The sequence below is a fragment of the Kribbella hippodromi genome, assembly GCF_039531045.1.
Lineage (GTDB): Bacteria > Actinomycetota > Actinomycetes > Propionibacteriales > Kribbellaceae > Kribbella > Kribbella hippodromi.
Map to the genome: position 1 here is coordinate 176,625 of NZ_BAAAPH010000001.1, position 19,588 is coordinate 196,212.

20 protein-coding genes and 1 pseudogene are annotated in these 19,588 nt (G+C 68.9%); 9 read left to right on the forward strand and 12 right to left on the reverse strand.

Features of this window, described 5'->3' with window-relative positions; all coding sequences use genetic code 11:
- Window positions 1-103 precede the first annotated feature (103 nt).
- The 5 genes from clpB (at window position 104) to ABD260_RS00810 (ending at window position 4,929) form a co-directional block, all read left to right on the forward strand.
- The gene (gene clpB / locus ABD260_RS00790; protein WP_344231319.1) at window positions 104-2,680 is read left to right on the forward strand and encodes an ATP-dependent chaperone ClpB; all 2,577 of its coding nucleotides are present in this window, start codon (window positions 104-106) and stop codon (window positions 2,678-2,680) included.
- Between the two features lie 59 nt (window positions 2,681-2,739).
- Window positions 2,740-3,336: a hypothetical protein gene (locus ABD260_RS00795; RefSeq protein ID WP_344231320.1), complete on the forward strand. Its 597-nt coding sequence runs from the start codon at window positions 2,740-2,742 to the stop codon at window positions 3,334-3,336.
- 49 nt (window positions 3,337-3,385) lie between these two features.
- Window positions 3,386-3,841 (forward strand): hypothetical protein, encoded by a 456-nt coding sequence (locus tag ABD260_RS00800; protein WP_344231321.1) that lies wholly within the window; start codon window positions 3,386-3,388, stop codon window positions 3,839-3,841.
- 31 nt (window positions 3,842-3,872) lie between these two features.
- Window positions 3,873-4,223 carry an ArsC/Spx/MgsR family protein gene (locus ABD260_RS00805; RefSeq protein WP_344231322.1) on the forward strand — a complete coding sequence of 117 codons (351 nt, stop codon included), beginning with the start codon at window positions 3,873-3,875 and terminating at the stop codon, window positions 4,221-4,223.
- A 94-nt stretch (window positions 4,224-4,317) separates the two neighbouring features.
- Window positions 4,318-4,929: a hypothetical protein gene (locus ABD260_RS00810; RefSeq protein ID WP_344231323.1), complete on the forward strand. Its 612-nt coding sequence runs from the start codon at window positions 4,318-4,320 to the stop codon at window positions 4,927-4,929.
- A gap of 142 nt (window positions 4,930-5,071) precedes the next feature.
- Here the strand turns inward: ABD260_RS00810 and ABD260_RS00815 are convergent, their stop codons facing one another.
- The gene (locus tag ABD260_RS00815) at window positions 5,072-6,223 is read right to left on the reverse strand and encodes a pyridoxal phosphate-dependent aminotransferase (protein ID WP_344231324.1); all 1,152 of its coding nucleotides are present in this window, start codon (window positions 6,221-6,223) and stop codon (window positions 5,072-5,074) included.
- 3 nt (window positions 6,224-6,226) lie between these two features.
- Window positions 6,227-6,658 (reverse strand): MarR family winged helix-turn-helix transcriptional regulator, encoded by a 432-nt coding sequence (locus ABD260_RS00820; protein WP_344231325.1) that lies wholly within the window; start codon window positions 6,656-6,658, stop codon window positions 6,227-6,229.
- A 175-nt stretch (window positions 6,659-6,833) separates the two neighbouring features.
- On the opposite strand from ABD260_RS00820, the pseudogene ABD260_RS00825 reads away from it, so the two are divergent.
- Window positions 6,834-8,240 (forward strand): annotated as a pseudogene (locus tag ABD260_RS00825) (MFS transporter); the annotation flags it as partial.
- Window positions 8,241-8,264: 24 nt separating this feature from the next.
- Here the strand turns inward: ABD260_RS00825 and ABD260_RS00830 are convergent.
- From ABD260_RS00830 to ABD260_RS00840, 3 genes are all read right to left on the reverse strand, one after another.
- Window positions 8,265-8,705, reverse strand: a complete 441-nt coding sequence (locus tag ABD260_RS00830; protein ID WP_344231326.1) for a GNAT family N-acetyltransferase — start codon at window positions 8,703-8,705, stop codon at window positions 8,265-8,267.
- Entirely contained in the window at window positions 8,702-9,397 is a 696-nt protein-coding gene (locus ABD260_RS00835) for a FadR/GntR family transcriptional regulator (RefSeq protein WP_344231327.1), read from the reverse strand. Before ABD260_RS00835 ends, ABD260_RS00830 begins: the two co-directional genes overlap by 4 nt.
- A 94-nt stretch (window positions 9,398-9,491) precedes the next feature.
- A complete protein-coding gene (locus ABD260_RS00840; protein ID WP_344231328.1) occupies window positions 9,492-10,130 on the reverse strand; it encodes an HAD-IA family hydrolase in 639 nt (212 codons plus the stop codon).
- A 54-nt stretch (window positions 10,131-10,184) separates the two neighbouring features.
- Between ABD260_RS00840 and ABD260_RS00845 the strand changes: the two genes are divergently transcribed.
- Complete coding sequence (locus tag ABD260_RS00845) at window positions 10,185-10,952, forward strand: SDR family NAD(P)-dependent oxidoreductase (protein ID WP_344231329.1); 768 nt, start codon at window positions 10,185-10,187, stop codon at window positions 10,950-10,952.
- Here ABD260_RS00845 and ABD260_RS00850 read toward each other — a convergent pair.
- The gene (locus tag ABD260_RS00850; protein WP_344231330.1) at window positions 10,888-11,532 is read right to left on the reverse strand and encodes a TetR/AcrR family transcriptional regulator; all 645 of its coding nucleotides are present in this window, start codon (window positions 11,530-11,532) and stop codon (window positions 10,888-10,890) included. The genes ABD260_RS00845 and ABD260_RS00850 overlap by 65 nt on opposite strands.
- Before the next feature lie 123 nt (window positions 11,533-11,655).
- On the opposite strand from ABD260_RS00850, the gene ABD260_RS00855 reads away from it, so the two are divergent.
- The gene (locus ABD260_RS00855) at window positions 11,656-12,354 is read left to right on the forward strand and encodes an NAD(P)-dependent oxidoreductase (protein WP_344231331.1); all 699 of its coding nucleotides are present in this window, start codon (window positions 11,656-11,658) and stop codon (window positions 12,352-12,354) included.
- A 64-nt stretch (window positions 12,355-12,418) separates the two neighbouring features.
- On the opposite strand, the gene ABD260_RS00860 is transcribed toward ABD260_RS00855, so the two are convergent.
- From ABD260_RS00860 to ABD260_RS00880, 5 genes are read right to left on the reverse strand one after another with little or no spacing between them, the layout of a single operon-like run.
- Window positions 12,419-13,414 carry a hypothetical protein gene (locus ABD260_RS00860; protein WP_344231332.1) on the reverse strand — a complete coding sequence of 332 codons (996 nt, stop codon included), beginning with the start codon at window positions 13,412-13,414 and terminating at the stop codon, window positions 12,419-12,421.
- On the reverse strand, window positions 13,411-13,935 hold the full coding sequence (locus tag ABD260_RS00865; RefSeq protein WP_344231333.1) for a sigma-70 family RNA polymerase sigma factor: 525 nt from the start codon (window positions 13,933-13,935) through the stop codon (window positions 13,411-13,413). Before ABD260_RS00865 ends, ABD260_RS00860 begins: the two co-directional genes overlap by 4 nt.
- Before the next feature lie 25 nt (window positions 13,936-13,960).
- Window positions 13,961-15,595, reverse strand: a complete 1,635-nt coding sequence (locus tag ABD260_RS00870; protein ID WP_344231334.1) for a glycosyl transferase — start codon at window positions 15,593-15,595, stop codon at window positions 13,961-13,963.
- Window positions 15,592-16,335: a dolichyl-phosphate beta-glucosyltransferase gene (locus ABD260_RS00875; protein WP_344231335.1), complete on the reverse strand. Its 744-nt coding sequence runs from the start codon at window positions 16,333-16,335 to the stop codon at window positions 15,592-15,594. The genes ABD260_RS00870 and ABD260_RS00875 overlap by 4 nt, the downstream gene beginning before the upstream one ends.
- Before the next feature lie 45 nt (window positions 16,336-16,380).
- On the reverse strand, window positions 16,381-17,292 hold the full coding sequence (locus tag ABD260_RS00880; protein ID WP_344231336.1) for a LysR family transcriptional regulator: 912 nt from the start codon (window positions 17,290-17,292) through the stop codon (window positions 16,381-16,383).
- Window positions 17,293-17,640: 348 nt separating this feature from the next.
- On the opposite strand from ABD260_RS00880, the gene ABD260_RS00885 reads away from it, so the two are divergent.
- On the forward strand, window positions 17,641-18,591 hold the full coding sequence (locus tag ABD260_RS00885) for a LysR family transcriptional regulator (protein WP_344231337.1): 951 nt from the start codon (window positions 17,641-17,643) through the stop codon (window positions 18,589-18,591).
- A gap of 118 nt (window positions 18,592-18,709) precedes the next feature.
- Here ABD260_RS00885 and ABD260_RS00890 read toward each other — a convergent pair whose 3' ends face one another.
- Window positions 18,710-19,534 carry an aldo/keto reductase gene (locus tag ABD260_RS00890; protein WP_344231338.1) on the reverse strand — a complete coding sequence of 275 codons (825 nt, stop codon included), beginning with the start codon at window positions 19,532-19,534 and terminating at the stop codon, window positions 18,710-18,712.
- Between the last annotated feature and the right edge of the window lie 54 nt (window positions 19,535-19,588).

Genomic DNA, 19,588 nt, shown 5'->3' on the forward strand with positions numbered 1-19,588 from the left:
TGAACCGACCCTGGGATTTCACAGAGTTGAGTGGAATGGACTCAAGTTTGGATAGGTTGTATCCAGTGACTGTTGTTACTGGAGCTTGAAAGGCTGGAACCAGATGGATGTTCAGCGGTTGACGACGCTGGCCCGGGAAACTCTGTCGGTCGCGATCCGTCAGACCTCCGCGGCGGGCAACCCGACCGTGGAACCGATTCACCTGCTGTCCGCGCTGCTCGCGCAGCCCGAGGGGGCCACCATCGGCCTGCTCGAGGCGGCCGGCGGCGAGCTGGAGGCGGTGCGCCGGAAGACGGCCGAGCAGGTCGGCCGGCTGCCGAAGGCGAGCGGCGGCAGCGTGCAGGCCCCGAGCCTGTCGCCGAAGACCGGCGACGTGCTGAACCAGGCGGAGCAGCGGGCCCTCGGGCTCGGGGACGAGTACGTCTCCACCGAGCACCTGCTGATCGCGCTCGCGACCGTGGACGGCCCGGCCAAGAACGCGCTCGGCGTCACGCCGGAGGCGCTGCTGCAGGCGTTCGACCAGATGCGTGGCAACCGCCGGATCACCTCCCCGGAAGCCGAGGGGACCACGAAGACGCTGGAGAAGTACGGCGTCGACCTGACGCAGCGCGCCAAGGACGGCAAGCTCGACCCGGTGATCGGCCGGGATTCCGAGATCCGCCGGGTGGTGCAGGTGCTCTCCCGTCGTACGAAGAACAACCCCGTACTGATCGGTGAGCCCGGTGTCGGCAAGACCGCTGTCGTGGAAGGGCTGGCCCAGCGGATCGTCGCGGGTGACGTGCCCGAGTCGTTGCGCGGTCGCCGGCTGATCAGCCTGGACCTCGGCGCGATGGTGGCCGGCGCGAAGTACCGTGGTGAGTTCGAAGAGCGGCTGAAGGCCGTACTGACCGAGATCAAGGAATCCGACGGTCAGATCATCACGTTCATCGACGAGCTGCACACCGTCGTCGGCGCCGGCGCGTCCGGCGAGGGCGCGATGGACGCCGGCAACATGCTGAAGCCGATGCTGGCCCGCGGCGAGCTGCGGATGATCGGCGCGACCACCCTGGACGAGTACCGGACCCGGATCGAGAAGGACCCGGCGCTGGAGCGGCGGTTCCAGCAGGTGTTCGTCGGCGAGCCGTCGGTCGAGGACTCGATCGCGATCCTGCGCGGCCTGAAGGAGCGCTACGAGGCACACCACAAGGTCGCCATCTCCGACTCGGCGCTGGTCGCCGCGGCCACGCTGTCGCACCGGTACATCTCCGGCCGGCAGCTGCCGGACAAGGCGATCGACCTGGTCGACGAGGCCGCGTCCCGGCTGCGGATGGAGATCGACTCGTCGCCGGTCGAGATCGACTCGCTGCGGCGGACCGTCGACCGGCTGAAGATGGAGGAGCTGGCGCTGTCCCGCGAGGACGACGCGTCGTCCCAGGAGCGGCTGGAGCGGCTGCGCGCCGACCTCGCCGACCGCGAGGAGGAGCTGCGCGCGCTGGAGGCCCGCTGGGAGCGGGAGAAGTCCGGGCTGAACCGGATCGGTGAGATCAAGGAGCGGATCGACGAGCTCCGCGGCCAGGCCGAGCGGGCGCAGCGCGACGGCGACTTCGAGACCGCGTCCCGGATCCTGTACGGCGAGATCCCCGAGCTGACCAAGGAGCTGGACGAGGCGTCCGAGGAGGACGAGGTCGCCGAAGGCCCCGAGGCGATGGTGAACGAGGAGGTCGGTCCGACCGAGATCGCCGAGGTGATCGCGATGTGGACCGGGATTCCGACCGGGCGCCTGCTCGAGGGTGAGACCGGCAAGCTGCTCCGGATGGAGGACGAGCTGGGGCATCGGCTGATCGGGCAGCGCGAGGCCGTGAAGGCGGTCAGCGACGCCGTACGCCGGGCCCGCGCCGGGATCTCCGACCCGGACCGGCCGACCGGATCGTTCCTGTTCCTCGGCCCGACCGGTGTCGGCAAGACCGAGCTGGCGAAGGCGCTCGCGGACTTCCTGTTCGACGACGAGCGCGCGATGGTGCGGATCGACATGTCCGAGTACAGCGAGAAGCACAGCGTCGCGCGGCTGGTCGGTGCACCGCCCGGGTACGTCGGGTACGAGGAGGGCGGTCAGCTGACCGAAGCGGTCCGCCGCCGCCCGTACTCGGTGATCCTGCTGGACGAGGTGGAGAAGGCGCACCCGGAGGTCTTCGACATCCTGCTGCAGGTGCTCGACGACGGGCGGCTGACCGACGGCCAGGGGCGTACGGTCGACTTCCGGAACGTGATCCTGATCCTGACCAGCAACCTCGGCTCGGCGTACCTGGCCGACATGTCGCTGGACGAGAAGGCGAAGCGCGACCAGGTGATGGCGGTGGTCCGGCAGGCGTTCAAGCCGGAGTTCATCAACCGGCTGGACGAGATCGTGCTGTTCGACGCGCTCGGCAGCGAGGAGCTGACGCAGATCGTCGGGCTGCAGATCGGCGCGCTGCAGCGCCGCCTGACCGACCGGCGGATCACGCTGAACGTCGACGAAGGCGCGATGGAGTGGCTGGCGATGACCGGGTACGACCCGGTGTACGGCGCCCGGCCGCTGCGCCGGCTGGTGCAGTCCGCGATCGGTGACGAGCTGGCCCGCGGGTTGCTGGACGGTTCGGTCCGGGACGGGCAGACCGTCAACGTGACGCTGAACGAGGCGAAGGACGCGCTGGACGTTTCCTGACCTGATCGGGGCCCGGGTTTTGCCCGGGTCCCGATTGCTTTGTCGGGGACAATGTTCGGGTGACTGGACCGCGGGCCGAATGGGTTAACACGACGCACGACTGGGCCGGGTCGGTGGACCTCGCGCACCTGGAGTCGATCCGGGCTGATGCGGCTCGGTACGCGCCGGGCGGGGTGCTGCATCTCGTACTGGAAGTGCTGGCTTATCCGGAGGACGAGGCTGAGTCGGCCGGGCGGCGCGGGCGGTGCACGATCACCCGGTACGTGGATGGGTCGATCGCGATTTCGGATGACGGCCGCGGTACCGATACCCGGGTTGACGAGCATGGTGCGGTGGTGAAGAAGCCGATCATGGCGACGAAGGACCTGCGGTTCTTTGACGAGGCGGCTGGTCCGTTGTTGCCGGACGGGCATCCGCGGCGCGGGATGTCGGTGGTCGCGGCGTTGAGCGATTGGCTCGTACACACCAACCGGCGGACGAACGGGGCGTGGACTCAGCGGTACGAGTACGGCGTACCGGTGACCGATCTTCAACCGGTGGCTGCCGACGGGACCACTGGTACGACCGTGCACTTCCTGCCGTCGCGGCGTGGTGAGCTGGGGGAGCTGGATCTGGCGTTCGCGCACCTCGACATCAGCGTCGTGTCGCTTGGGTGATCTGGCAGGATCGGTTTCGGGGGTTGGCTGGAAGGAACGTGCGGACCGAATGAGTGAACAGCCGGGTGACGAGCGGCCGGGACCGTACAGCGGTCTGTTCGGTGCCGTGCCGGATACGTACGGACCGCGCCCCGGGCCGGCGCCCAAGCAGGTGACGATCGCGTCCGTGATCTCGATCGGGCTCGGCGCGATGTGCTTGCTGCTGGCGGTGCTCGCGCTGACGTCCGCGGGCGATCAGATCTCGGAGGTACTCACCGGCTCCCGCGACAACGCTCCGGTTGCCGTCGCGGCCGCGATGCTGTGCGCGGTCATCTATCTGCTCCCGGCGATCTACCTGCGCAAACGCCGGCCGTGGGCCCGGTACCTGCTGATCGCCGTCGCCGCAATGGGCATCGCCGGCGGCGTCCTCTCCTTCCCGGCCGGAATCCTCGGCCTGGCGATCCACGTCACGCTCCTGACCCTGATGCTCCAGCAACCCACCAAACGCTGGTTCCACCACCGCTGACCTGCCTCGCCGCTGACCTGGGAGACCTCTGTTGGAAATCTGGATCAACCCCGCCTGCTCGAAATGCCAAGCCGCCACCGCCGCCCTCGACGACGCCGGCGTCGAGTACGAGGTCCGCCGCTACCTGGACGACCCACCCACCGCCACCGAACTCGAAGCCGTCCTGACCCGCCTGAACCTAGAACCCTGGGACATCGTTCGCGACAACGAACCAGCCGCCCAGCCGCTTCAATCCGTCCCCCGAGACCAAGCCAACCGATCCACCTGGATCGACGCCATGGTCACCAACCCAATCCTCATCCAACGCCCCATCATCACCGCCGACGACAACACCACCGCCATCGCCCGAGACCCCCAAACCCTCAACCGCTTCCTACCCTGACCACCGACATCTGCCCCGCGATGCCCGCCGCTGCCCCACGACACCTGTGGACAACACAAAGCCCACCGCAGGCGTTTCCGGGACAATCCGTCGAGTGTCCGTTCCCACCGGCCTATCCCACGGCGACCTCACCCTCTCCGCCTGGGTAGACGAGTCGGTGATCGTCGACGGCTCACACTCCCCAACCGGCACATACACCCTGGCAGCCGCTGTCGCGGACGCCAACACAGTGAGCACGATGCGGGACGTCGTACGGGGTCTCACGCTGACCCGAGGCGGTCGCTTGCACTGGGTCGACGAATCAGGCAAGCGCCGCGACCGGATCGCCGCCGCGATCGCGGCCCTCGAGCTGTCGGCGATTGTCGTGGCGGGGTCGCCGGTTCGGCGCGCCAAGCAAGAGCGGGCTCGGCGCTGTTGTCTGGAGCGGCTGCTGCACGAGTTGAGCTCGATCGGCGTACGTGACGTCTGTCTGGAGTCACGCACCGCGACACCTGACCGGCGTGATCTCAGCTTGGTCGAATCGGCCCGACGCAAAGGCCTGATTCCGCGTGATTTCAGGATCGGCTTCGCACGCCCGCGGGACGAGCCGATGCTCTGGATACCGGACGCCGTCGCCGGGGCGGTGACTGCATCCCGGCTTGGGGAGCCGCGGTGGCTGCTGGCGATGTCGGAGATCCTGAGCGAGCACGAGGTGGAAGTGCGCTAGAAAGCGCGAAAGCTGGGGCCCATCCTCCGGTGGGAATCCCAGCTTCACTTCTCGCCACGCAGCGCGCCGCGAGCTAGCTGCAGTATGTCACAGGTGATCGCCCGTTGTCAGACCGCATCCATAGCTCAGAGTTGTCCACAGCTCAGAGTTTTTGGAGGCGGGTTAGGGCTTCTTGGAGTAGGGCTGGTTGTTTGCAGAAGGCCCAGCGGACCAGGGGGCGGCCCAAGGTGGTGTGGTCGTAGAAGACCTGGTGGGGGATGGCTACTACGCCGGCGCGTTCGGGGAGCATGCGGCAGAAGTCGATGCCGTCGGTGTGGCCCAGTGGGCGGATGTCGGTGGTGATGAAGTACGTGCCGGCCGGGCGGTGGACCTCGAAGCCCAGGTCGGCGAGGCCGTCGGCGAGGAGGTCGCGGCGGGACTGGAGGTCCGCGCGCAAGGTGTCGAAGTAGTCGTTGCCAAGGGCAAGCGCATTGGCGACGGCGGGCTGAAACGGCGTGCCGGAGGTAAAGGTGAGGAACTGTTTCGCGGTCGTCACCGCCGTCACCACCTCGGTCGAACCGGTCACCCAGCCGATCTTCCAGCCGGTGACCGCGAAGGTCTTGCCGGCGCTGCTGATCGACACAGTGCGATCGGCCATGCCCTCGTACGTCGCCAGCGGCCGGTGGCGCAGCCCGTCGTACACCAGGTGCTCGTACACCTCGTCGGTGATCACGATCAGGTCGTGCTCGACGGCGACATCGCGTACGCCGCGCAGTTCCTCGTCGGTGAGGACGGTGCCGGTCGGGTTGTGCGGTGAGTTGATCAGCAGCACCTTCGTACGCGGCGTGACCGCGGCGCGGAGCTCGTCCAGGTCCAGCCGGTACGAGGGCGCGCGCAGCGTCACCGGAACCCGGCGCCCGCCCGCAAAGGCGATCCCCGCGGCGTACGAGTCGTAGTACGGCTCCAGCGCGATCACCTCGTCACCGGGCTCGACGTACGCGAGCAGCGCCGCCGCGACCGCCTCCGTGGCGCCTGTGGTGATCAGCACCTGGGTGTCCGGGTCGTACGTGAGCCCGTAGAACCGCCGCTGATGATCCGCGACCGCCTGCCGCAGTACGGGGACGCCGCGCGCCGGAGCGTACTGGTTCGCGCCGGACCGGATCGCGGCGATCGCGTCCTCGAGTACGGAGTCGGGGCCGTCGCGATCCGGGAAGCCCTGGCCGAGGTTCACCGACCCGGTCGCCAGCGCGAGCGCGGACATCTCGGCGAAGATCGTCGTGCCCAGGCCGTTCAGCCGTTCTGCGGGTGCGTGCATCGTCTAACCCTCAACTGCCGTGACCATGTGTGCAAGCCAGGCCCGCGCGGTGGCCCGGTCGGTGGAGCTGAAAGCTGCCTCCAGGTCGTTCTCGACTTTGCGGATCGCCGGCGCCGCCTCGGCCAGCCGGCGCTCGCCGCCCGGGGTGAGGTGGATCTGCTGGGTGCGCCGGTCCTTCGGGTTCGGCCGGCGTTCGACCAGGCCGGCCCGCTCCATGCCGGTGAGCAGCTCGTTCGCGGACTGGCGGGTCGTGCCGACCACCCGGCCGACGTCGGCGACGGTCAGCCCGGGGCTCTCCCGTACGCACAGCAGCGTCCCGTACTGCTGCACCGACAGCCCGTGCTGGTCGAGCGCGACCGCCAGCGCCGACCGCATGCTCAGCCACGCGTGCCGGACCAGAAACGTCACGCAGCCGGTCTCGTCAGTCGGTTCCATAACGCACATTCTGCCGGTGGGGGCAACGAGAAACCCGCAGCAATAGATTGACAGGTTCCTGTCAATCTACGATGATCGAGTTCTCGTCAGGTTCCTGACAATCATAGGAGACTTCGTGTCCTCGATCGACCCCATCCCCGACGTCCGCCGGCAGCGGCGGATTCTGACCGTCCTGGTGGTCTCGGCCGTCCTGATCTGGATCGACTCGACCGTCCTCGGGATCGCCCTCGAACGCCTCGCCGACCCGGTCGACGGGCTCGGCGCCACGCCCGGCCAGCTGCAATGGGCGATCGGCATCTACTCACTGCTCTTCGCCACCGCGCTGTTCCTGGCCGGGGCCCTCGGCGACCGGTACGGCCACCGGACCGTCCTGATGCTCGGCCTGCTGATCTTCGGGATCGCGTCCGCGTGGGCCGCCTGGGCGACCGGGCCGGCCGCGCTGATCCTGGCCCGCGCGACCATGGGTCTCGGCGGCGCGCTGATCATGCCGCCGTCGATGGCGATCATCGGCTGGACCTTCCCGCCGCAACGCCGGGCCGCCGCGATCGCGGTCTGGGGCTCGTCGGCCGGTGTCGGGGTCGCGGTCGGGCCGGTGCTCGGCGGTCTGCTGATCGACCATTTCTGGTGGGGTTCGGTGTTCACCATCAACCTGCCGATCGTCGCGTTCGGCCTGATCGGCGCGGCCCTCGTGCTCCCGAACCCGCGCAGCCCGGAGCGCCGCCGCCTCGACCCGCTCGGCCTCAGCCTGTCCACGCTCGGTCTGCTCGGTGTTTCCTACGGCCTGATCGACGGCGGCCACCAAGGCGGCTGGGATCGCTGGCAGGTCTGGGCGAGCATCATCGCCGGCCTGGTTCTGCTGGCCGGGTTCATCGTGTCCGAGTGGCGGGAGAAGCAGCCGAGCTTCGACCCGCGGCTGTTCCGCAACCGCCGCTTCGCGGCCGGCAACTTCGCCCTCTCGGTCGTCTTCCTCACGCTCACCGGCCAGAGTTTCTACCTGGCGTTCTACTACCAGGGTGCGCGCGGGATGAGTGCCCTCTCGGCCGGACTGATGTCGTTGCCGGCGGCAATTGGTGTGATCATCGGCTCCCAGCTCGGTGCCCGGCTGGCCGCTCGCTTCGGGGTCGCCAAGGTGTCGGGTACGGCGGTCCTCGTACTCGCCCTGTGCTTCGGCCTCAACGTGCTGTACGACGTGAACACGTCCTTGATCTGGCTGGGCATTGTCGGTGGAATCGCCGGCACCTGCATCGGTATGACGACCGCACCGACAACCGCGGCGATCATGGCGACGCTGCCGTTGGACCGGATGGGTGCTGGTTCCGCGGTGAACAACGCGCTACGGCAGGTCGGGAGTGTGCTTGGGGTGGCTGTTCTCGGCACGATCGTGTCGTCGACGTACCAGCACAAGATCTCGTCGTCGCTGACCGGTCTGCCGGCCGAGGTCGGTACTTCGGCGGAAACCACTCGGCACGCGGCGGTCGCGCTGGGTCGCCCGGAGCTGGTGCAGCGCGCGAACGACGCGTTCATCCACGCGATGCACCTCGCGGCCGTGGTGGCCGGGGCGATCGTCCTGGTCGGCGCGCTCGTACTGATCTGGGCGTTCCGCTCCTCAAGCCGCCGGATGTCGCACCAGGAAGACGTCGACCGGGTCCTCCGATTCCAGGACGAAGCCGTGACGTTCGTACAGGGCTCGGGCGGGGCTGCCTTGGAGGACGTTCAGGGCGACCGTGGTGTGGGTGGTGTCGGACTGGTTCAAGACGGTGCGGAGGACGGCTGAGCCGAGGCCGCGGCCCTGGTGGTGCGGGGCCAGGTAGAAGTGCTCCAGCCAGTGGCGCGGGCCGGCCGGGCGGAGGGTGATCGAGCCGGCCAGTTCGCCGTTGAGCTCGATGATCCGGGTGTGTGCGGGGATGAACGAGTCGCGGAGACGCTGGCGTACCCGGTGCTCGTCGTACCGCCCGAGGCGCTCGAGGTCCGGCCGCATCACCACCGCCCGCAACTCAGCCAGCACTTCGAGATCAGCAAGCAGTGCCGGTCGCAGGTGCCAGGTCATGGGACCGGTTGGGGGACTGGGCGGAGGGCTCGGAGCCAGCGTTCGGTTTGGGCTATGTGGGCGGAGGCGGCGGTGGCGGCGGCCGCGGGGTCCCGGGTGGTGATGGCGGCCAGGATGGCGCGGTGGCCGCGGTCGCTGGATTGTTTGATCGCTTCGAAGTCGGTGCCTGGTTCGAAGATCCGGTAGTGGCCGCCGCGGCCGCGGATCACGTCGGTCAGCGCGGTCACCGTCGGGTTGCCCCCTGCCGTACAGATCGCGCCGTGAAAAGCGGCGTCCAGGTGCTGGATCTCGGTCGCGTCTGTGGTCGACTCGAGCCGGTCGAGGATCTCGCCCAGCCGGTCCGCCAACTCGGGGTCCTGCCGGGCGGCGGCGGTCGCGGTCGCATGCGACTCGAGGACGCGGCGCACTTCGAGCAGTTCGAGCAGCCCTTCGAGCGGGATCAGGTCGACCGAGAGCGAGAACCGGCTGATGATCGCGGCCGGGTCGAGCGCCGACACGTACGTACCCGAACCGTGCCGGGACTCGATCACGCCGAGCGCGCCGAGCGACCGGACCGCCTCGCGCAACGAGCTGCGGGACACGCCGAGGTGCTCGCACAGCTCCGGCTCCGGCGGGAACTTCGCCCCCGGCCCGAGCTCACCGGACGCGATCATCTGTCGCAGCCCAGCCAGTGCCTTGTCCGTCGCGGCCACCCGTCACCTCCTACCTATAAGCCTAAGTCATCAGACAAATCCGCCACCACGATGCCCACCGGCAGCGCAACCGCGCCGCAGCAGCATCAATTCGTCAGATGTTTTCGCGCAGGAACCCCAACAGATCAGCCGCCCGCCACCGGCGCTCCGCCAGCCGTTCGGACGGCGCCCCGCCGCTCACCCACACGGTCGTCATCCCGCGCTCATGCGGCAGTGCCAGATTCACTTCGAGATCGTCGAACATCGCCGCCCGCGCCGGATCGATCCCGAACCGGGCCAGAAACGCGTCCAGGCTCTCCGCGTACGGCTTCGGCACCAGCTCGCCGGCCAGGATGTCGAACACGCCGTCGATGCACTCGGCCAGGCCGAGCCGGCCAAGCGCCTGCTCCGCGTGGTACGCCGACCCGTTCGTGTACACGTAGCGCCGCCCCGGCAATGTGGTCAGTACAGCGGCAAGATCCGGAGCCGGCTCGATCACCGAGTAGTCGAGCCGCCGCTCGAAGCCGAGGAAGTCGTGCGGGTCGATCGTCCCGGTCAGCATCGCGCCGCGCAGCGACGTCCCGTACCCGGCGACCAGCTCGGCCTGGATCTGCCGCGCGCCGGCGAGGTCGGTGCGGTAGTACGAGGCGATCGTCGAGAGGATGCCGTGGGTGAGTTGCGCCGCGAGCGCCGAGTCGGCCGGGTACAACGTGTTGTCGAGGTCCAGCACCCAGGTGTCGATGTCCGCCAGCACTCGACCAGAGTAGGTGACAGACTAGGGCCAGGCCCCGACAGGAGGACGGAGAAGATGGCGACTGCGCTTGTTACCGGTCCGGCGACGGGGATCGGCCGCGCGTTCGCGGACAAGCTGGCGCTGGAGGGGTACGACCTGGTGCTGGTGTCGCGCGACGAAGCGCGGCTCAAGGAGGTCGCGACCGAGATCACCCGGCTGCACGGTGTCGACTGCGAGGTGCTGGTCGCGGACCTGACCGAGCCGGACGACCTGGCCCGGGTGGAGGAACGGTTCCGGACCGGCCCGATCGAGGTGCTGGTGAACAACGCCGGCTTCGGGCAGAAGAAACCCTTCTGGGCGAACCCGGTCGAGGTCGAGGAGAAACAGCTCGATCTGCTGGTCCGGGTCGTGCTGCGCCTCACGCATGCCGCCGTGCTTCCGATGATCGAGCGCGGCTCCGGCGCGGTCGTCAACGTGTCGTCGGTGGCCGGCTTCCTGCAGCGCAACGTCTACAGCGCGCACAAGGCCTGGGTGACGAACTTCTCCGCCGGCCTCGCGGTCGGGCTGCATGCCAAGGGTGTCGCGGTGATGGCGCTGTGCCCGGGGTTCGTGCACACCGAGTTCCATGAGCGGATGGAGATGGACAAGTCGGTCATCCCGTCGTTCATGTGGCTGGACGCGACCGATCTCGTCGACGCGGCCTGGAAGGACCTGATGCGCGGGAAGGCGATCTCGATCCCGTCCCGGCGCTACCAGCTGATCGCGGCCGCGGCCCGCTTCACCCCGCGGGCTCTGATCGCGCGGGTGTCGACCGTGGGGCTGGACGGCCGGCGGCGGGCTTGAGCGCCTCGTAGAGCGTCTTCGACAGCGCGGTGGCGTACGCGTCGTGCTCCGCGCCGGATGGGGCGATCCCGGCGAAGCTGACTTCGAAACCACGCTGGAAACAGGCACCGAACAACAAGGCGGCCGCTGCGCTGAGGTCGGCGGTGCGCCGAATCCGGCCGAGCTTCTGCTCCTCGCGCAAGTAGCGAATCAGGCCCTCCTGCGCCTTGTGTGGCCCGGCGTTCAGCTCGCGCAGGCGGTTGCGATGCGCGATCAGCAGCTCCTGCGACGAGAACAGGGAGACCAGGATCGGGAACCCTTCGACATAGAAGTCGATCGCGGTCCGGGCCAGGCGGGTCAGGTTGCCGCGGACGGTCCCGCTGCCGGGGTTGCCGATCAGCTCCTTGAGCGAGCCGGGCAGCTGGGGCATCCGCTCGTGCAGTACGGCGAGCAGAATCGCCGGCTTGTCGGCGAAATGCTTGTAGAGCGCGGCTTCGGAGTACCCGGCGACCTGGGCGATCGACTTGGTGGTCGCCCGGGCGAAGCCCTGGGTCCGGAGCACCTCCGCGGCCGCGTCCAGGATGTCGTCCCTGGTCCCCATCCGGTCCTCCTCCCTGGCGGTGAACGCGCTCGCGAACAGCGCGAGCGGGCGCGACGTACCCGGCCCGCCCGGCGGCAGCCTACCTTGACAGGTTGGTGAGTGTTTACTCACCATAGTGAGTGAGTGTTTACTAACCTGGAGGGGTTGACGATGAAGCTGGTGGTTTTCGGGGCGTCCGGCCGGATCGGGACCGAGCTGGTCCGGCAGGCAGTGGCGGCCGGCCACACGGTCACGGCGGTCGTGCGGGCCGGCTCGAGCCTGCAGGTGGCGCTGCCGGAGCTGCGGCTGGTCGCGGCCCAGGCCGGCGTCCCGGGCGGGCAGGTCGAGGTGGTGACCGCCGACGTGCTGGATCCGGCCGCCATCGCGCCGGTGCTGGCCGGGCATGATGCGGTGCTGTCGGCGCTCGGTCCACGGACGTCCGGGCCGAGCGATCTGCTGACCGAGAGCGCGCGGAGCACACTGCGGGCGATGGACGAGACCGGCGTACGCCGGTTCCTGGTGGTGAGCGTGGCCGGGATTCACACCAAGGGCGATGACCCGTTCACCAAGTACGTGGTGAAGCCGATCCTCGGGCGGTTCCTCCGCGAGTCGTTCGCGGACGCCCGCCGGATGGAGGAACTGGTCACGGCGAGTACAGCCGACTGGACCATCGTCTGCCCGCCCCGGTTGACGAACGGTGCTGGGAAGGGGCGGATTCGCAGCAACCCCGACGGTACGGTTCGGGGCGGTTTCACCATCACCCGCGCGGACGTCGCCACGTACATGCTCGACGTCGTCGCTGACGCCGAGCTGCACCGGAAGACCGTGGTGATCGCCAACTGATCCGCCGTCTGCGCTCGGTCGGCACTGCTCGGCTGGCCCTGGTCGGCTGGCGCTGTTCGGCTGGTCACCGGATCGGCTGGCTGACCGGCGTGGGGAGCAACTTGAGGGTGGCGGCGATGGCGGCCGGTGACTTGCGGAGGCTCCAGACCGTGCCGGCCCAGCCGTCGCCGAGCCCGAAGACGGTGACGTCGGAACCGCCGGACGTGGCCGGATGACCGCCGATCGTCATGGTCGGTTTGACGGCCGGTGCCGGGCGGACCACGCCGACCGTGGTGAGCGATCCGGTGGCGTCCGGGTCGACGGGATCGGCGTCACCGAGCAGCACCGAGTACGTCTCCGGTGCGACCGGCGCGCCGTGCGGTGCAGCGACAGCGACCACCTGATCGGACTCGACCGCACTCCGGGCGAAGCTGAACGGCACGGTCACCGGCGCCGGCTTCGCTCGCAGTTGGATGCCCTCGGCAACATGCCGGGCGCGCTCCGGTGTGGCTCCGGTACCGGAGTCCGACACGGTCGCCCAGCCGTCGTTCGAGTACCGGAAGGCGATCCGTACGCCACTCGGGTCCTGCGCGAGCAGGTACACCGGGCGCCCTTCGATGTCGGCGAGCCGCCGGTCACCGGTCGCACCGGGCCAGGCCCCCGGGGCGTACATGGTCGCGACCGCTGTTGCGCCCGGGGCCAGGCCGGAGTTGTCGGCGGCAACGAGTTTGACCGACTGCCAGCGCTTCGAGCTGGTGTACAACCGTGGGGTGAATCCGCCCGCCGAGCCCACGTCGAACGCCCGCGACCAGACGCCGAACGGCACGACCTGGCCGGGCACGACCTGGCCGGGCGCGGCCGGCTGGATCCGGTCCGGGCGGACAGCGTGCAGCACTATCGGCGTCGCCGACACCGCAGCGATCAGCGCGACCACCGCGGCGCCGCCGAGGATTCGCCGCCGCCGAACCGTCCGGCGCCCGTCCCGCATCGCCCGGTCGATGCTGACCCCCGCCGGGTTCGGGTCAGGGGTTTCCCGCAAGGCCTTCAGCAGGCCGGCGTATTCCTCGGGTTCGGGGCTCATCGGGTCTGCTCCTTCCTGAGCTCGGGCTCGATGTCCAGGCGGTCGCCGAGCAGACGCCGGAGCAAGGCCAGGCCGCGGGCGGTCTGGCCTTTCACGGCGTTCTCCGAACAGCCCAGCGTTCCGGCCACGTCGCGGACCGGGATGTCGTAGAGGAACCGCAGCACCAGGACGGCGCGGGTCCGGGGCGGGATCCGGTCCAGCGCCGCGGCGACGACCAGGCGGGTCTCCACCTCGCGTCCCGTGCTCGCCGGGAGGTCGATCGGTTGATCCGTCAGCCGGACCCGCGACCAGCCGAGACGGCGTTCGTTCAGGAAAGTACGGACCACGATCGTGCGTACGTACGCGTCGAGATCGTTGGCGTTCTTTGCCTTGGGCCAGTGCACGTACAACTTGGTGATCGCGGCTTGTACGACATCATCTGCCCGGTGCGCGTCCTTGCACAGCGATCCGGCCAGCCGGCGCAGCTCGGGCAGGCGCGCGGTCACGTACTCGACGTACTGCTGCTCGTCAGCGGACCGCACGGCCGCACCCCCTTCCGGTTCACCATCATGGGCGCGCCACTGTCCAGACCCATACCCCACCAACGAATGTGCTCCGGCCGAGCAACTCGTCGAGACATGCACGCAATTCACCTCGATCGTGGTCCAGGACGACGGCGTCGGCGCGCCAGTAGCGCAGGTCGGCGTCGAGTTGGACGGGGTCGATCACACATCCCTCGCCGTTCGCCGCCTGGCGCATCATGGTGGCGGTCGGGCGGGGCTGCGCGCCGTACGCACCGCCGCCGTCGGGGCCGTACGGTCCGACGAAGTAGCCCTCGGGGATGGCGAAGCCGAACCCGGCTTCGGCCTGCCAGCGCATCGCCCGGGCCTCACCGGAATTCGGCGGCGGAGCGGGTACGAGGGTGTGCCCGGGGCGTACGTAGCCGCGCCACGAACCGTCCGTGAAGAAGGCGGGTACGGGCTGACGGGCGACCGTCACGAAGGGGGTCGGGACGATCGGCAGCAGCGCGGCGCCAATCGCCGTCCAGCCCAGCCAGCGGAGCGGTTTCGTTCGGAGTGCGTCGATGCCGAGGGCAAGCAGTGCGCCGATCGGCGGAATGCAGGCCATCGCGAACCGGGATTCGATCACCGATTCGTAGAGCGGGAGCTGGGCGAGCAGGGTCCACGGGCCTGGGGTCAGCGACAACCATCCGATCAGGGCGGTGGTCGCGCCCAGGATGCGTACGAGCTGTTGCTTGCGGAGGGCAAAGACCAAGCCGAGGATCAGGATGATCAGTGGCCAGCCGAAGAAGGCGTTTTCCTCCGTGCGGTTCATCGCAAGCTGTTGTGCGACCTCGGGATCGCCGAACAGCGATCGGGTCGGGAAGGCGGTAAGGGCATGCAGCGAGTTGCCGGCCCGTCCGTGCACGAGGCTGTGATAACTCTGCGGACCCTTGAACTGCCAGAACAAGGAACCCGCTACGAGGACCAAGGCGAGCAGACCGGCGCCGGCGATCGTGGTCGCGTACCGGCGGGCGAACGCGGCCGTGCGCCCTGGATCGGCCCAGCTGTGGGCAAGGGCGAAGACGAGCAATCCGGTTGCCGCTAGCAACAAGATCTCCTCGCCGAGGAAGAGCTGGTACGCGATCAGCAGGCCGAGGACGATCGCGTTCCGGCGGCCGGGTGGGCGGGGGAGCAGCAGGCAGGGGATCACCGCGAGGACGACGAAGTTCGGATGCGCGTTGGCGTGCGAGATCATCGCCGGGGCGAAACCGCAGAACAGTCCGCCGATCGCGGCGGCCGGCGCGGACGCGATGCGCCGGGAGAACAGCCAGTACCAGGCGAAGGCCGTACCGGCCAGGCCGATGGTCAGTGCGATCGCCCAGGTGACGCCGGAGCCGAGCAGGACTGTCACGGGGATCAGCGGGATGCTGAGGCCGAGCATGGTCGTGTTGGCCATCAGGTTGACGCCGTCGGGATGGTTCAGAAGCCCTGTGAACAAGGGGTTCTGGCCGGTCAGTACCTGGTGTGCGGTGATGTCGAAGAACCACTGCCATTGCTCTTGGTCCTGCCCGCTGTCGTACAGGTATCGGCCGTTCGGGTCGGACCACAGTCCGTGCAGGAGGATCATGGCTGTGGTCACGTACGCCAATGCGGCCACGACTGTGGTGACCTGATGGCGTGACCTGAGCTGCGTTTTCACGTGAACGCCGGTACGACGAGTTGGTCGAGTGGCGGCAGGCGGTGGTGGTAGCGGCGAATCCGGCCGAGCTCGATGAGGCCGGCCAGGTAGCCGGAGGGACGGAGCTTCGATCCCTCCTGGTCGGACCAGCGCACCGGGACCTCGGCAACCTCCAGGCCGAGCCGGTGGAACAGGTGCAGTACCTCGGCGTCGGAGCACCAGCCATCGACGCGGGCGAGCTGGAATACGAGCCGGCCACGCGGACCGTCGTACAGCTTGAAGCCGCATTGTGTGTCCTGGATGCCTGGTACGGCCATCAGCTGGATGAGTGCATTGCCGAAACGACCGCACGCTTCACGCAATGCGCTCTGGCGTACGACGAGCTGCGACTGCGGCAGTGCACGCGATCCGATCGCCGCCCAGGCGCCACGATCGAGTGCCCTGTGCAACAACTCCACTTGCTCGATCGGGGTGGCGTTGTCCGCGTCGCACATCAGGACCCGATCGCCGCGCGAGGCCAAGATGCCGATCCGTACGGCGTGACCCTTGCCGCGGTTCACCGGCCAGCGGATCAGGCGTACGCGGTCGTCGTGGTGCGCTTGGACCGCGTACGCGGTGGCGTCGGCCGAGCCGTCGTCGACGACCAGGACCTCCCAGTCCGCGGACGTTGCCGCCAGGTACGTGGTGACGGCTTGCAGGGTGCGCGGAAGCCGGTGCTCCTCGTTGTACGCGGGAATCACCACGCTGAGCTGAACTCTCACACCCCGCAGACCACGCCGGCGGTCAGATCCGTTGGGTGAGCTGGGTCACAACTTTTCGGCGACCTCGGTGAGTACGCCGAGGGTGGCGGTGATGAGGGGGTGGTCGGCGCGGCTGGCGCGGACCGCGGCGTAGACGCGGCGGGTGGGGGCCGGGTCGGGGAGGGGGCGGATCAGGGCGAGGGTGGGCTCGGGGACTGCGAGACGGGGGACGAGAGAGACGCCGGCGCCGGCGGCTACCAGGGCGGCGACGGCGCGGAAGTCGTCGGACTGGTGCACGATGCGGGGCTGGAAACCGGCCTGTTCGCAGGCCAGCATGACGACGTCGCGGATCGGGTTGCCCGGGCTCGGCATCACCCAGTCGTCCTCCGCCAACGCCGCAAGCTCGATCGGGGCGGTGGGGCCGGGTGGCTCGGCGGCGGGGTGGGCTGGGGGGAGGACGGCGACGAAGGGCTCGGCGTACAAGGGGATTCGGGCCAGGCGGTGGTCGTCCGGGCGAGGGGAGCCGCGGTGCTCGACGGCGATCGCCAGGTCGGCGTCGCCGTCGAGCAGTTGGGTGATGCCCTGGTGTCCTTCGGCGTCGCGGACGACGAGGCTGAGACCAGGAGTGGTTTCGCGGAGCCGGGTCAGCGCCGGTGCGACCAGCAAGGTGATCGCGGTGGCAAAGGCGGTGATGCGTACCTCGCCGTTGACGCCGTTCGCGTGCAGGCGCATCGCGTCCTCGGCCCGCTCCACCTCGGCCAGGATGGTGTCCGCATGCGCGAGCAGCAACCGGCCGGCCGAGGTGATCGCGACCCGGCGGCCGCGGCGTTCGAGCAGTTCCTGACCGACTTCGGACTCCAGCGCGGCCAGTTGCTGGGAGACCGCCGAGGGGGTCAGGTGCAGCACCTCGGCGGCCGCGGTCACGGTGCCGTGGTCAGCAAGCGCGCGCAACACTCGCAGGCGTCGTACCTCGATCACGAACCTCAGCTTCGCACAGCTCCTCGGCGGGAGCGGCGACCAGCGTCAGCTCGACGGGACGAACCAGCGACTCGGCGGGACGGACAACGGGCTCGGCCGGCGCGACCGCGGGCGTGCCCCGGCGGAACCAGCGGCGGACGGCGCGCACCCGGTGACGCTTCGCCCGGTGCGGGCGGATCGGTGCGTCCGGCATGGCGGAATGGGTCTGTTGGTGGATCGACTTGATGACGGAGAACGGGACGTATTGCACGGGATTCCTTTCGACGTCATTAACGGTACGTAGTCAGGTCCCCATGCGTCCAATGAATTCTTTACTCTGAGTTAATGCGTTTGGTGCATGATGTAGGGATGGAACTGCGCCAACTCAGATCGTTCGTGGTGGTCGCCGAGGAGCTGAACGTCGGCCGCGCGGCGACCCGGCTGCACCTCACCCAGCCGTCGCTCAGCCGGCAGATCGCCGCGCTGGAGCACGACCTCGGGGTGGAGCTGTTCGCCCGGGTCAAACGCCGATTCGTGCTGACCGCGGCCGGCGAGACGTTCCTGGCCGACGCGAAGGACCTGCTGCGCCGGTCGGACGAGGCGGTGCGTACGGCGCAGCGGACGCAACGTGGTGAACTCGGGACGCTGCGATTGCGCTTCGTACAGTCGGCGACCTTCGAGGTACTGCCCCGCCTGCTCGGCAGCTTCCGGCAGGCGTACCCCAAGGTGGTGCTGGACCTGGAAGCGTCGACCACGCTCCGCCAGACCCAAGCCCTGCACGACGGCCGGATAGACGTCGGCCTCCTCCGCCCGAACACCCCAGCACCGGTAGGTACCAAGCCCTCCGGCGACACGGCGGGCAGAGCCGACGGGAGCGGTGGTGGGGCGGCGGTGGTGGGGTTGCTTGGGTTGGAGGCGCGGGTGGTGGCGGAGGATTCGTTGGTGGTGGCGCTGCCGGCCGGGCATCGGCTGGCGGGGCGGAAGCGGCTTCGGCTGGCCGAGCTCGCGGAGGAGTCGTTCGTGTTGTACTCGCGGCCGAGCGGGCCCGCCGTACACGACACCATCGTCGGCTATTGCCGGGCAGCCGGTTTCACGCCGCGGATCGAGCAGGACGCGGCCGACGTACAAACCATCGTCTCGCTGGTCGCCGCCGGCCTCGGCGTCTCGCTCCTGATCAGCCCGACCCCGCCGTCGAACCCCGCCGCGGTCGTCTACCGCGAGTTGTCCGACGACCTGCCGCGCTGGCAACTCTCCGCAGCCTGGTCCCCCGACAACCGTTCACCCGCCCTCGCCCGCTTCCTCGACCTGCTTGCCCCCTGAGCTGGAGGGTTGCCCCCTGAAAATCCGAGGGGCCAACCCTCCAGCTCAGGGGCTGACCCCTCAAACGGGGTTCGGCGGGTCCGCTGGTGACGCGGGGGTGCGCCGGAGGGGTGGGGGGTCAGCCGAAGATGTCGGGGTCGCCGCCGGTGCGTTGGCCGGTTTCGAGGTCGGCGATCGCGGCCATGTCGTCGTTGTCGAGCTGGAAGTCGAAGACCTCGAAGTTCTCCTGGATCCGGCTCGGCGTCTTCGACTTCGGGATCACCACGTTGCCGAGCTGCAGGTGCCAGCGGATCATCACCTGGGCCGGCGACTTGGCGTACTTGGCGCCGATCGTCTTCAGCGCGGCGTTCTCCAGCAGCTCACCGGACGCCAGCGGGCTCCACGCCTCGGTGACGATGTCGTTCTCGGCGTTGAACGCGCGCAGATCGTCCTGCGGCAGCGCCGGGTGCAGCTCGATCTGGTTCACCGCCGGGCGGATCGTGGACTCCTCGAAGATCCGCCGCAGCGCGGGTTCGTGGAAGTTCGAGACGCCGATCGCGCGGACCCGCTTGTCGGCGTACAGCTGCTCGAACGCCTTCCAGGTCTCGAGGTACAGATCGCGCTGCAGCGACTGCCAGTGGATCAGGTACAGGTCGACGTACTCCAGGCCGAGCTTCGACAGGCTGGTGTCGAACGCCTTCAGCGTGCTGTCGTAGCCCTGGTCGTTGTTCCAGACCTTGGTGGTGATGAACAGGTCGTCACGCGCCAGGCCGGACGCCGCGATCGCGCGGCCGACGCCGCGTTCGTTGCCGTAGATGGCGGCGGTGTCGATGTGCCGGTAGCCGGTCTCGAACGCCGACGTCACCACATCGGTGACGATCTCGTCCTCGACCTGCCAGACCCCCAGGCCCAGCTGCGGGATCTCGACGCCGTTGTCCAGAGTGATGGAGGGGACTGTGCTCATCTACCCATTCCACCCGGCAAAAGGTTTCCGGCCCAGTCATCCGACGTGTGACAA